A 12280-nucleotide genomic window follows, 5' to 3' on the forward strand; every position below is an offset into this window, starting at 1 on the left:
GTGCTGATCGCCGTCCTCACTCTCCTGCTCGGCATCGTCGTGATCCTGGCGATCATCGTCGCCAACGGCTTCTTCGTCGCGCAGGAGTTCGCGTTCATGTCCGTGGACCGATCGCGTCTGCGCGCCCGAGCCGACGGCGGCGACGCGGCTGCGCGGCGCGCTCTGCGGGTCACCCGTCGCACGTCGTTCATGCTCTCCGGAGCCCAGCTCGGCATCACGGTCACGGGCCTCCTCATCGGATACGTCGCCGAGCCGCTGGTGGGGGAGTCGCTCGGCACGCTCCTCGGCGGCACGGGCGTCGATCCGGCGGTGAGCATCACCGTGGGCACGGTGATCGCCCTGGCGCTGTCCACGGTCGTGCAGATGATCTTCGGGGAGCTGTATCCGAAGAATCTCGCGATCGCCGCGCCGGATCCGCTGGCCCGCGCGCTCGCGCGCCCGACGCTGATCTATCTCGGCGTCTTCGGGTGGCTGATCGTCGTCTTCGACCGGTCGGCCGAGGCCCTTCTGCGCCTGCTTCGCATCGAACCCGTCGAAGACGTCGACAGCAGTGCCACGGCCGACGACCTCGAGCACCTCGTCGCCGAGTCCCGCGACAGCGGCGATCTGCCGGCGGAGCTGTCGCTGATGATCGATCGCATCATCGACTTCCCCGAGCGCGACGTGGAGCACGCGATGATCCCGCGCCACCGGGCCGACAGCGTCACGCCTGACCTGCCGCTGTCGGACCTGCGTGCGCTCATGGCGTCCGGGCATACTCGCTATCCGGTCGTGGACGACGACGAGCCGGTCGGCATCGTGCAGCTGGTCGACCTGCTGCGTGCCGAGGATGCCGGTCGGGTCAGCGACATCATGCGCACACCGACGATCGTGCCGACGCTCATGCCGCTGCCCCAGGCGCTTGCGACCATGACCGCCGAGCACAACGAGCTGGCGTGCGTGATCGACGAGTACGGGGTCTTCTGCGGAGTCGTGACACTGGAGGATCTGGCCGAAGAGGTCGTCGGCGACGTCACCGACGAGCACGACGACGGGGCGACGGAGGTCGTGCGACCGCTCGGCGGCTCGCGGTGGCGCATGGGCGGCGACGTGCACGTCGACGAGGTCGGTCGCGCGGTCGGGGTGGAGCTGCCGGTGGGGGACTACGAGACCGTCGCGGGGCTCCTCATCGCCCAGCACGGCGGGCTCCCCGAGGTCGGGACCTCGATGGACATCCCCGTCGACGACGACCCCGCCGACCTCGTGGCCGATGAGCCGATGCGGCGCCTCCTGCGCACGCAGGTGCTGGCCGTGGCGCGGCACGTGCCGTCGGTGGTGGAGATCGAACTCGTCCGCGAGCGCCTCGATGACGTCGACGAGGGAGCAGAGCGATGAACCCCTGGCTCGTCGTCGGCGTCACGCTGGGGCTCATCATCGTCAGCGCCTTCTTCGTCGTGATCGAATTCGCCCTGCTCGCGGTGCGCCGACACCGTCTGGAAGAGGCGGCGCATACGAGCAGATCTGCCCGGGCCGCCCTCAAGGGGGCGAACGAACTGACGGTCATGCTGGCCGGCGCGCAGCTCGGCATCACCGCGTGCACCTTCGCACTCGGCGCGGTGACCAAGCCGGCGGTCGACGACGCGCTGGCACCCGTTCTGCTCGCCTGGGGGCTCCCGGCGTGGGGTGCCGATGTCGCCGCCTTCGCCACCGCGTTGCTCGTCGTCACCTTCCTTCACCTGGTCGTGGGGGAAATGGCCCCGAAGTCGTGGGCGATCGCGCATCCGGAGCGAGCGGCGATGCTGATCGGCATCCCGTCGCGAGCGTTCGTGTGGGTCTTCCGCCCTCTTCTGATGTGGGTCAACCGCATCGCGAACCGGCTCGTGGCCGCCAGCGGCATCGATCCCGTCGACCGCGCCGCGGCCGGTGGGCTCGACGTCGATGCGGTGCGCCAGCTCGTCGAGCACTCGACGCAGGTCGGCGCGCTCGAGGAGACCTACCGCTCACCGCTCGCCGGCGTCATCGACCTGCAGACGCTCGCCATCGGCGATCTGGTGCGGTCGGATGCCGCTCTCACGGCCGTCAAGCAGGACGCGACCGTCGGCGACATCCACACCGTCGCCGCGGAGTCGGGTCACATGCGCATCCTCGTGCTCGGGGCGGATGCGGCGCCGCGCGTCGTGCACGTGCGCGACGTGCTGCTCGACCCGGCCGCGAGGCCGGCCGACGACGTCGCGCGCGCGGCGTTCACGCTCGAGAAGGACACGCTCGTTCACGAAGCGCTCGCGCACATGCGGCGGGCGAGCGAGCAGCTGGCCGTCGTGACCGACGGTCAGCGCGTGACCGGAGTGGTCACGATCGCCGACATCCTGCGCAACGTGCTGCCGCCGACCCCCGAGGGCTCGGGGGAGCGACGCGGCTGACGCGGTTCGACCCGTGGATCAGGAGAACAGCTCCTGCAGGCGACGGATGCCCTCGAGCAGTTCGTCCTCGCCCAGTGCGTACGACAGACGCAGGTAGCCGCTCGGCCCGAACGCCTCGCCGGGAACCACCGCCACCTCGGCCTTCTCGAGGATGAGGTCGGCGAGCTCGAGGGAGGTGGTGGGCGTCGCGCCCGCCCACTCGCGCCCGAGGAGGCCGGTGACGTCGGGGTAGGCGTAGAACGCACCGAGCGGGGTCGGCACCTCCACGCCGTCGATCTTCCGCAGCTCGCTGACGATCAGGCCCCGACGGCGGTCGAAGGCGGTGCGCATCTTCTCGGCCTCGGTCTGAGGTCCGGTGAGGGCCGCGAGCGCGGCCCGCTGCGCGACGTTGTTGACGTTGCTGCACAGATGCGACTGCAGGTTGCCGGCGAGTTTGATGGCGTCGGCGGGCCCGATCATCCAGCCCACGCGCCATCCCGTCATGGCGTAGGTCTTCGCGACGCCGTTGACGAGGATCGTCTGCGCCGCGACCTCGGGAACGGCCTCGACCACCGACGTGGCACGGACGCCTTCGTAGACGAGGTTCTGGTAGATCTCGTCCGAGATGATCCAGATGCCGTGCTCGAGCGCCCACTCGGCGATCTCCTGCACCTCATCGGCGGTGTAGACCGAGCCCGTCGGGTTCGACGGCGAGACGAACACGAGTGCTGTGGTCTTCTCCGTGCGAGCCGCTTCCAGCTGCGCGACGGTGACCTTGTACTCCTGGTCGGCGCCGGCGAACACCTCGACGGGCACGCCGTCGGCGAGGGCGATCGCCTCGGGGTAGGTCGTCCAGTAGGGCGCGGGCAGGAGCACCTCGTCGCCGGGGTTCACCACGGTCTGGAAGGCCTGGTAGACGGCCTGCTTGCCGCCGTTGGTCACGATTACCTGCGAGGGGTCCACCTCCAGGCCGGAGTCCTCGTGCGTCTTCGCCGCGATCGCCTCGCGCAGCACGGGCAGACCCGCGGCGGGCGTGTAGCGGAAGTTCGCCGGGTCGTGCAGGGCCTGTGCGGCGGCGTCGACGATGAAATCCGGCGTGGCGAAGTCGGGCTCTCCGGCGGCATAGCTGATCACGGGCCGACCGGCGGCCTTGAGGGCCTTCGCCTTCGCGTCGACCTTCAGGGTCGCGGACTCGGCGATCGCGGACAGTTTGCGGGACAGCGGGGCACGTTCGGTCACGCCCCCAGCGTAGTCGCCCGAAGATACCCGGAAACCCCGCGCGGGTCCACCGGATGGGGGACGCCAGATCAGCCGGATGGGCGCTGTCGCGCGGCGCGCATCCGCGGAACCCTGGATGTCATGGCAGAGATCGCGGTGCAGGTGCAGAACCTGCGCAAACAGTACGGGCGCCGAAACGCCGTGGACGACGTGTCCTTCGATATCCGCACCGGTGAGACGTTCGCCCTCCTCGGTCCGAACGGCGCGGGAAAGTCCACGACGGTCGAGATCCTCGAGGGATACCGTCGCCGCAGCAGCGGCGATGTGCGCGTGCTGGGTCACGACCCGGCGCGGGCAGATGCCGCCTTCCGTGCCCGCATCGGCGTGGTGCTGCAGTCGGCCGGCGAACTCGGCGCGCTGTCGGTGCGCGAGCAGCTGACCCAGTTCGCCGGGTTCTATCCGCACCCGCGCGACGTCGACGAGGTGATCGCCGCCGTCGGGCTGACCGAGCACGCGGGCCGCCGGGTCTCGAAGCTCTCGGGCGGACAGCAGCGCCGGGTCGACGTCGCCCTCGGGATCATCGGACGCCCCGAGGTGCTGTTCCTCGACGAGCCCACCACCGGCTTCGACCCGGCCGCCCGCCGGTCGTTCTGGGAGCTCATCCGCTCTCTCTCGGCCGAGGGGGTCACGATCGTGCTCACCACCCACTATCTCGACGAAGCCGCTCAGCTCGCCGATCGCGTCGGGATCATCGCGGAGGGGCGACTGCGCGCGCTCGGAGGCGTCGACGATGTGGGCGGGGCGTCCGCGCGGACCCCGGTCGTCCGCTGGCGCGAGGGCGATGCGCTCCGTGAGCGTCGTACGGACGAGCCCGGCGCCGTCGTCGCCGACCTGGTCAGGCGTCGCGGCGGGGAGCCGCCCGACCTCGAGGTGGTTCGCCCCACCCTCGAAGACGTCTACCTCGACCTCGTGGCCGACTCGGCCGCATCCGACCCCGCCCCGATGGAGGCCGCACGATGAGCACCGTCGCGCTGGGCGCCTGGCGCGCCCGCTTCGAACTGATCCAGTACGTCCGCTCCGGAGACACTCTCGTCTTCACCTTCCTCTTCCCGATCGCGCTGCTGGCGCTCTTCTCGACGATCTTCGGCGCGGACGGCGACTTCACGGCCGGTCCGGGACTGCCCGCCATCCCCGTCGCGCAGATGTACCTGCCCGCCATGCTCGCGGCCGGCATGCTGCTGTCGGGGTTCCAGAACCTCGCGATGGACATCGCGACCGAGCGCACTAACGGGATGCTCAAGCGCTTGGGGGCGACGCCCCTGTCACCGGTCTCGTACTTCCTCGGCAAGATCGGTCAGGTCGGGGTGACGGCGGTCGTTCAGGCCGGGCTGATCATCCTGTTCGCCGTGGTGGTCTTCCAGGTGCCCCTGCCGACCGAGCCCGAGAAGTGGCTCACCTTCACGTGGGTGTTCGTGCTCGGGATCGTCACCTCCGCGCTGCTGGGAGTAGCGCTGTCGGCGGTCCCCCGGTCGGGACGAAGCGCGAGCGCCGTCATCATCCCGATCGTGCTGGTCGTGCAGTTCATCTCCGGCGTCTACCTCTTCTTCTTCCTGCTGCCCGACTGGCTGCAGACGGCAGCGAGCGTGCTGCCGGTGAAGTGGATGGCGCAGGGCATGCGGGAGGTCTTCCTGCCGGCCGAGTACGCCGTGCTCGAGCAGGGCGGGGAATGGAACCTCGGGGGCGTGGCCGTGGCGCTGGGCGTCTGGCTGGTCGTGGGTCTGGTGCTGGCGCGGCTGACGTTCCGCTGGAACCGTCGCGACGCGTAGCCTCGATCCCACAGCCTCTCGGAGTGCACATGTACAACACACGTTGGTGGGACATCGCCGTCGCGGCCGGACTCGCCGCCATCGCGGCGCTCTCGCTGGCGGGCCTCGGTGCTTCGGGCCCGTCGGGGTGGTGGCTGACGGCGGCCTCGCTCCTCGTGTTCGTCGGAGGCTACGCGTTCCTGCGTCCCGGGATCGTGACGGGAGCCGCACCGACCTGGCGCCTCGCGGTGGGCATCCCGCTCGTCGTGCTGGCCATCGTCATCGGCATCGCCGCGGCGCCGTTCCTCGCGATGCTGCAGACTCTCGCCTACCCGCTCGTCTGGGTGACCACCCCCGCGCGCCGGGAAGCGATCGTGGGCAGCGCGGGCGTCGCGGCAGCCACCTTCGTGGGATTCCTGCTCAACGGGGCCTTCTCGTCGGAGGCGATGTGGTCCGGGCTGCTCACCGCCGGCGTCTCGCTCGTCTTCGCCGTCTCGCTGGGGCTGTGGATCAGCGCGATCGCCGAGTACGGCGAAGACCGTGCCCGGCTCGTCGCCGAGCTCACCGATGCGCAGGAGCAGGTCGAGCGGCTCAGCCGTGAGCGCGGCGCCGCCGACGAGCGCGAACGTCTCGGCCGCGACATCCATGACACCCTCGCTCAGACGCTCGCCGGGCTGACACTTCTCAGCGAGCGAGCCGGAAGGCAGCTGGCACGCGGCGAGACCGATGCGGCCGCGGGGACGATCGCGACCGTCGAACAGCTCTCACGCGATGCGCTCGCCGAGGCCCGGGGTCTCGTCGCCCGCACGGCCGCGGTCCCGGGCGACGCGGTCCTGGAGGCGGCGGTCGAGCGACTGGCCGAGCGATTCCGCGCTGAGGCCGGGCTCGTCGTGCAGGTCGAGGTGGCGCTCGAGGGCGACGACGGGATGACGCGCGACGCGCAGCTGGTGGTGCTGCGCTGCCTTCAGGAGGCGCTGTCGAACGTGCGCAAGCACGCCGGTGGCGCATCCGTCCGGGTCATCGTCGAGGCCGATGCCTCCGGCATCCGGCTCGTCGTGGTCGACGACGGCCGCGGATTCGATCCCGACCGCCGGCGCACGGGCTACGGCCTGGACGGCATGGCCGACCGCGTCGCGCTCGCCGGCGGGACCCTGACGATCGACACGACACCCGACCGGGGCACCGTGCTCACGGTCGCCCTGCCGATCGCCACGCCTCCGCTATCGAGCCTCCCCGAGGAGCAGAACGCATGATCCGCCTGGTCATCGTCGACGACCATCCCGTCGTGCGCGCCGGTCTCGTGGGCCTGCTCTCCGACGAGCCGGGGCTGGAGGTCGTCGGGGAAGCCGCCGACGGAGCGGCGGCGGTGCGGATCGTCGCGGCCACCGCACCCGATGTCGTCCTCATGGATCTGCGCATGCCCGGTGTCGACGGCGTCGAGGCCACCGCGCGCCTGGTGTCCGAGCACGCCGCTCGCGTGCTCATCCTCACCACCTACGAATCCGACGACCAGATCCTCGCTGCCATCGAAGCCGGCGCGAGCGGATATCTGCTGAAGGCCGCCCCGCGGGACGAGATCGTCGCGGGCATCCACTCGGTCGCCGCCGGGCAGACCGCGCTGAGCCCGCAGGTGGCGGTGCGGCTCGTGGAGCGCATGCGAGAGCCGGCGACGGAATCGGCGGCATCCCTCACCACCCGGGAGACCGAGGTGCTGCGCCTGGTCGCGGCCGGACGCAGCAACAAGCAGATCGCCGTCGATCTCGGCATCGGCGAGTCGACCGTCAAGACGCACCTGCTGCGCGTGTTCGACAAGCTCGGCGTCACCGACCGCACCCGCGCGGTGACCCTCGCGATGGAGCGCGGTCTGCTTCCCTGACGCCGCCGTCGAGCGCCCGCACCCGCTGGTGGATCGCGGGGTGCGAGCACTCGACGGGCGGGTCAGGCGGCCAGGTAGCGGGCGTACGCGCCGAGGGTCAGGAACGCGGGGAACTCCTCGCCGGTCGCGACGTCGCGGAAGATCTCCGCGGCCTCGTCGAAGCGGTCGCCGTCGAAGCGCTCCACCTCACCCAGCACCCGGGTGATCAGCTCCTCGACGTACTCGCGGGTGATGGCGTCACCCTCTTCGGTGCTGCGGTCCTGGTGGATCCACTGCCAGATTTGACTGCGTGAGATCTCCGCGGTCGCGGCGTCCTCCATGAGCCCGTCGATGGCCACTGCGCCGAGACCCCGCAGCCACGCCTCGATGTAGCGGATGCCCACCGACACGTTGTCGTGCACGCCCTTGGCCGTGATCGGGCGGCCGATCTGCAGGTTCAGCAGGTCGGCGGAGGTCACCTGCACGTCGTCGCGCTGTCGATCGACCTGGTTCGGGCGCTCGCCGAGGACCGCGTCGAACTCCGCCCGGGCGGTCGGGATGAGATCGGGATGCGCCACCCACGTGCCGTCGAAGCCGTCGCCGGCCTCGCGCTTCTTGTCGGCGGCCACCTTCTCGATCGCCATCGCGGTCATGTCGGGGTCGCGGCGGTTCGGGATGAAGGCGCTCATGCCGCCGATCGCGAAGGCGCCCCGCTTGTGGCACGTCTTTACGAGCAGCTCGGTGTAGGCGCGCATGAACGGCACCGTCATGGTCACCTCGCTGCGGTCGGGGAGAACGAAGCGCGCCCCGCGGCCGCGGTAGTTCTTGATGATGGAGAAGATGTAGTCCCAGCGGCCGGCGTTCAAGCCGGCGCAGTGGTCGCGCAGTTCGAAGAGGATCTCCTCCATCTCGAAGGCCGCCGGCAGCGTCTCGATGAGCACCGTGGCGCGGATCGTGCCGTGGGTGAGGCCCAGGTACTCCTCGGTGAACGTGAACACGTCATCCCAGAGCTTGGCCTCCTCAGCCGACTCCAGCTTCGCGATGTAGAAGTACGGTCCGCGCCCGCGGTCGATCAGCTCGGCGGCGTTGTGGAAGACGTACAGCCCGAAATCCACGAGCGACCCGGATGCCGCCATCGACCGGCCGAGTCGATCCGAGAACCGGATGTGCTCCTCGACCAGATGCCAGCCGCGCGGCCGCATCACGATCGTGGGCGTTCGCTCGGCGGTGACCCGGTATTCCTTGCCCGCGTCGTTCGTGAACGTCAGCCGGTCGCGGATCGCGTCGTAGAGGGACAGCTGCCCTTCGATGACGTTCCGCCAGGTCGGGCTGGTGGCATCCTCCTGGTCGGCCAGCCACACCTTGGCGCCCGAGTTCAGGGCGTTGATCGTCATCTTGGGGTCGGTGGGGCCGGTGATCTCGACGCGTCGGTCCTCGAGACCCGGTCCCGCGCCCGCCACGCGCCAGTCGGGGTCTTCCCGGATGTGCGCGGTGTCATGACGGAAGTGCGGGTCGTGCCCGTTGCCGATCTCGAAGCGTCGGCGCATGCGGTCGGCGAGACGGTCGTGGCGCCGACCGGCGAAGCGGTGGTGCAGCGCCGCGAGGAAGGTGATGGCGTCGGGGGTGAGGATCTCGTCGTAGCGGTCCCGGCTCTCGCCGACGATCTCGATGGATGCCGTGCCGGCGCCCGTCGGGATCGGTCCGGTCGTGGGGCGGTTCTGGTCGGTCGTGGGCGGCACGCCCGTATCGGTGATGGTCATGATGTCTCCAGTCGTGGTTCCCGGTCATTCCCGGTCGTCCCCGGTCCCGGTGCCCCGGTCGCCGCATCCCCGGTCTTTGTGTCCCACTTTCTGCTCTTCTGCGGCGCCAGAGCAGCAGAAAGTGGGACATGCAATGGGGGTGAGGGGCTGTGGGGGCTAGGGGCAAAGGGATGAAGGGGTATTGGTGAGGGGTAGGGGTTGGGTCAGTGGAATTGCTGCGCCTCGGTGGATCCCACCAGGGCGAGGGTGGCGCTGTCGGGGTTGAGCGCCGTCGAGAGGTGGTCGAAGTAGCCGGTTCCGGCCTCGCGCTGGTGCTTGGTGGCGGTGTAGCCCTGCGCCTCGGCGGCGAACTCGGCCTCCTGCAGCTCGACGTAGGCGCTCATGGCGCGCTCGGCGTAGCCGCGGGCGAGGTCGAACATGGAGTGGTTCAGGGCGTGGAAGCCGGCCAGCGTGATGAACTGGAACTTGTACCCCAGCGCCGCGAGGTCCGCCTGGAACGTGGCGATCTGCTCGTCGTCCAGGTGCCGCTTCCAGTTGAAGCTCGGTGAGCAGTTGTAGGCGAGGAGCTTTCCGGGGAACTTCTCATGGATGGCTTCGGCGAACGCGCGCGCCAGCTCGATGTCCGGCTCGCCCGTCTCGACCCACAGCAGATCGGCGTAAGGGGCGAAGGCGAGGCCGCGGCTGATGACCGCATCCAGACCCGGACGCACGCGGTAGAAGCCTTCGCTCGTGCGCTCGCCGGTCGTGAACTCCTGGTCGCGCGGGTCGACGTCGCTGGTGAGCAGGTCGGCCGCGAGGGCGTCGGTGCGCGCGATGATGATCGTCGGCACACCGGCGACGTCAGCCGCGAGACGCGCGGCGTTCAGCGTCCGGACGTGCTGCTGCGTCGGCACGAGCACCTTGCCGCCGAGGTGGCCGCACTTCTTCTCGCTGGCCAGCTGGTCCTCCCAGTGGATGCCGGCGGCGCCGGCCTGGATCATCGACTGCGCCAGTTCGTAGGCGTTCAGCGGCCCGCCGAACCCGGCCTCGGCGTCGGCGACGATGGGCGCCATCCAGTCGCGGGTGATCTCTCCCTCGGCGTGCTCGATGCCGTCTTGGCGCATCAGCGCGTTGTTGATGCGGCGCACGACCGCCGGCACGGAGTTGGCGGGGTACAGGCTCTGGTCCGGGTAGGTCTGTCCGGCGAGATTGCCGTCGGCGGCGACCTGCCAGCCGGAGAGGTAGATGGCCTTCAGTCCCGCACGCACCTGCTGCACGGCCTGGCCGCCGGTGTAGGCGCCCAGAGCTCGGATGTACTCCTCGGTGTGAAGGAGGTTCCAGAGGTTCTCGGCGCCCCGGTGCGCGAGGGTCTGCTCCTCGCGCACCGAGCCGCGCAGGCGGATGACGTCGTCGGCCGTGTACGTGCGTTCGACGCCGTCCCATCGCGGGTCGGTGTCCCAGATCCGCTGGAGCTCGGCTGCGGTCTGCGTCTGGTCGCCCGCGCGGAGGGGCGGCTGTCCGGGGGTGGCGAGATACGTCATCGGCTCTTCTCCTGGTGTTGTCCCTGGCGACGAGGTGCCGTCGGGAGGTCGTGACACCACTGTGTGTGAAGTTTCCTGCCTGATCCGAACAAAGTCGGAGTGAAGATTCTTGAAAATTCTGCTTCCGTGACAGAATCGGTGCATGGAGAGTGCGAAGACCCTCGTGGACGAGGTCGAGCCGGCCGACGATGAAGAGGTGGACACCCTCACCATCGGCCGACGCATCCGCCAGCTGCGCACCGCTCAGGGCATGACGCTCGATGCACTTGCCTCCGCGGTCGACCGCGCGCCGAGCCAGCTGTCGATGATCGAGAACGGGCGCCGGGAGCCCAAGCTCACGCTGCTGCGGGCGATCGCGCGCGCCCTCGGCACATCTCTGGACGCGCTGCTGCAGTCCGAGCCCCTCGATGAACGCGCCTCGATTGAGATCGCGCTCGAGCGCGCCATGCGCGGGCAGACGTTCCAGGCGCTCGGCATCGCGCCCTTCCGCATCGCCAAGACGATGCCCGACGACGCGCTGCGGACGATGCTCGCGCTGCAGGGCGAGATCGAGCGGCTCCGCGATGAGCGAGCCGCGACCCCGGAGGAGGCGCGGCGCGCCAACGTGTCGCTGCGTCGCCTCATGCGCACGCAGAACAACCATTTCCCCGAGCTCGAGGAGCGGGCGCGGGAGATCCTCGACGCCGTCGACCATCCCGGCGGTCCGCTCACCCAGCGCACCGCATCCGACATCGCGGCACACCTCGGATTCACCTTGCACTACGTTCCCGACCTGCCGCAGACCACCCGCAGCGTCGCCGACATCCGGAACGGCCGTCTGTATCTGTCCAGTCGGCTGAGCTCCAAGGGAGATCCGCGGACCGCGGTGCTGCAGGCGCTGTCGAGTCGGATCCTCGGCCATACCGAGCCCACCGACTACGCGGAGTTCCTGCGTCAGCGCGTGGAGACGAACTACCTCACCGGTGCGCTCCTCATGCCCGCGGCGCACGTGGTGCCGGCCCTGCAGGCGGCCAAGCGCGACCGGGCGATCTCGATCGAGGATCTCCGCGACACCTACTCGGTCTCGTACGAGACGGCTGCGCACCGATTCACCAACCTCGCGACGGTCCACCTCGACATTCCGGTGCACTTCCTCAAGGTGCACGAGTCCGGCACCATCACGAAGGCGTATGAGAACGACGACGTGAACTTCCCGGCCGACCGGCTGGGGGCGATCGAGGGGCAGATGTGCTGCCGCAAGTGGACCAGTCGCGTCGTCTTCGACGTCGACGACCACTTCAACCCGTACTACCAGTACACCGACACCGGGAACGGCACATACTGGTGCACTGCTCGCGTGGAGTTCTCGAGCGAGGGTGCCCACTCTGTGAGCGTGGGCGTGCGCTTCGACGACACGAAGTGGTTCCTCGGTCGCGACACGACCAACCGAGGCGTGTCGAAGCACTCCGTGGAGGTGTGCTGCCGTCGGGCCCCGGAAGACCTCGAGGCCTCGTGGCGCGAATACTCGTGGCCGAACGTGCGCACGCCCCGGACCCTTCTGGCGACCCTCCCCACCGGCTCTTTCCCCGGCGTCGACACAACCGACGTGTACGAGTTCCTCGAGGCCCACGCCCCCCGCTGACGCCGGCATATCTTCCGCAGTCACGTCGTGCGGGTCTGCTGAGGCGACACCCGCATCAAGTGACTGCGGAGCACGCTCGCATCCGAGGTGTGGCGCGGATGGGGGAAGGCGCGCGGCGCGGGC

10 protein-coding genes are annotated in these 12280 nt (G+C 69.7%); 7 read left to right on the forward strand and 3 right to left on the reverse strand.

Annotated features, from left to right (window positions below):
* A complete protein-coding gene (locus IM777_RS03845) occupies positions 1-1374 on the forward strand; it encodes a hemolysin family protein (RefSeq protein ID WP_194384716.1) in 1374 nt (457 codons plus the stop codon).
* Entirely contained in the window at positions 1371-2399 is a 1029-nt protein-coding gene (locus tag IM777_RS03850) for a CNNM domain-containing protein (RefSeq protein ID WP_194384717.1), read from the forward strand. Before IM777_RS03845 ends, IM777_RS03850 begins: the two co-directional genes overlap by 4 nt.
* A gap of 18 nt (positions 2400-2417) precedes the next feature.
* On the opposite strand, the gene IM777_RS03855 is transcribed toward IM777_RS03850, so the two are convergent.
* Positions 2418-3617, reverse strand: a complete 1200-nt coding sequence (locus tag IM777_RS03855) for a pyridoxal phosphate-dependent aminotransferase (RefSeq protein WP_194384718.1) — start codon at positions 3615-3617, stop codon at positions 2418-2420.
* 120 nt (positions 3618-3737) lie between these two features.
* Between IM777_RS03855 and IM777_RS03860 the strand changes: the two genes are divergently transcribed.
* Genes IM777_RS03860 through IM777_RS03875 form a run of 4 tightly spaced genes read left to right on the forward strand, consistent with a single transcriptional unit; the run spans position 3738 to position 7277 of the window.
* Entirely contained in the window at positions 3738-4616 is an 879-nt protein-coding gene (locus IM777_RS03860; protein ID WP_194384719.1) for an ABC transporter ATP-binding protein, read from the forward strand.
* A complete protein-coding gene (locus IM777_RS03865) occupies positions 4613-5422 on the forward strand; it encodes an ABC transporter permease (protein ID WP_194384720.1) in 810 nt (269 codons plus the stop codon). Before IM777_RS03860 ends, IM777_RS03865 begins: the two co-directional genes overlap by 4 nt.
* Before the next feature lie 29 nt (positions 5423-5451).
* Complete coding sequence (locus IM777_RS03870) at positions 5452-6654, forward strand: sensor histidine kinase (RefSeq protein ID WP_194384721.1); 1203 nt, start codon at positions 5452-5454, stop codon at positions 6652-6654.
* Entirely contained in the window at positions 6651-7277 is a 627-nt protein-coding gene (locus tag IM777_RS03875) for a response regulator (RefSeq protein ID WP_194384722.1), read from the forward strand. The genes IM777_RS03870 and IM777_RS03875 overlap by 4 nt, the downstream gene beginning before the upstream one ends.
* A 62-nt stretch (positions 7278-7339) precedes the next feature.
* Here the strand turns inward: IM777_RS03875 and aceB are convergent, their stop codons facing one another.
* Positions 7340-9016, reverse strand: a complete 1677-nt coding sequence (aceB, locus tag IM777_RS03880; protein WP_194384723.1) for a malate synthase A — start codon at positions 9014-9016, stop codon at positions 7340-7342.
* Positions 9017-9219: 203 nt separating this feature from the next.
* Complete coding sequence (aceA, locus tag IM777_RS03885; protein WP_194384724.1) at positions 9220-10536, reverse strand: isocitrate lyase; 1317 nt, start codon at positions 10534-10536, stop codon at positions 9220-9222.
* 142 nt (positions 10537-10678) lie between these two features.
* Here aceA and IM777_RS03890 point away from each other — a divergent pair, with 142 nt between their 5' ends.
* Positions 10679-12157, forward strand: coding sequence for an XRE family transcriptional regulator (locus tag IM777_RS03890; protein ID WP_228480946.1), 1479 nt, complete (start codon positions 10679-10681; stop codon positions 12155-12157).
* The last annotated feature ends 123 nt before the right edge of the window (positions 12158-12280 follow it).

The organism is Microbacterium luteum, assembly GCF_015277875.1.
Taxonomy (GTDB): domain Bacteria; phylum Actinomycetota; class Actinomycetes; order Actinomycetales; family Microbacteriaceae; genus Microbacterium; species Microbacterium luteum.

Coding starts and splice junctions, on each gene's coding strand:
- IM777_RS03850 (WP_194384717.1), top strand. CDS start 1,371: ATGAACCCCTGGCTCGTCGTCGGCGTCACGCTGGGGCTCATCATCGTC.
- IM777_RS03860 (WP_194384719.1), top strand. CDS start 3,738: ATGGCAGAGATCGCGGTGCAGGTGCAGAACCTGCGCAAACAGTACGGG.
- IM777_RS03865 (WP_194384720.1), top strand. CDS start 4,613: ATGAGCACCGTCGCGCTGGGCGCCTGGCGCGCCCGCTTCGAACTGATC.
- IM777_RS03870 (WP_194384721.1), top strand. CDS start 5,452: ATGTACAACACACGTTGGTGGGACATCGCCGTCGCGGCCGGACTCGCC.
- IM777_RS03875 (WP_194384722.1), top strand. CDS start 6,651: ATGATCCGCCTGGTCATCGTCGACGACCATCCCGTCGTGCGCGCCGGT.
- aceB (WP_194384723.1), bottom strand. CDS start 9,016: ATGACCATCACCGATACGGGCGTGCCGCCCACGACCGACCAGAACCGC.
- aceA (WP_194384724.1), bottom strand. CDS start 10,536: ATGACGTATCTCGCCACCCCCGGACAGCCGCCCCTCCGCGCGGGCGAC.
- IM777_RS03890 (WP_228480946.1), top strand. CDS start 10,679: ATGGAGAGTGCGAAGACCCTCGTGGACGAGGTCGAGCCGGCCGACGAT.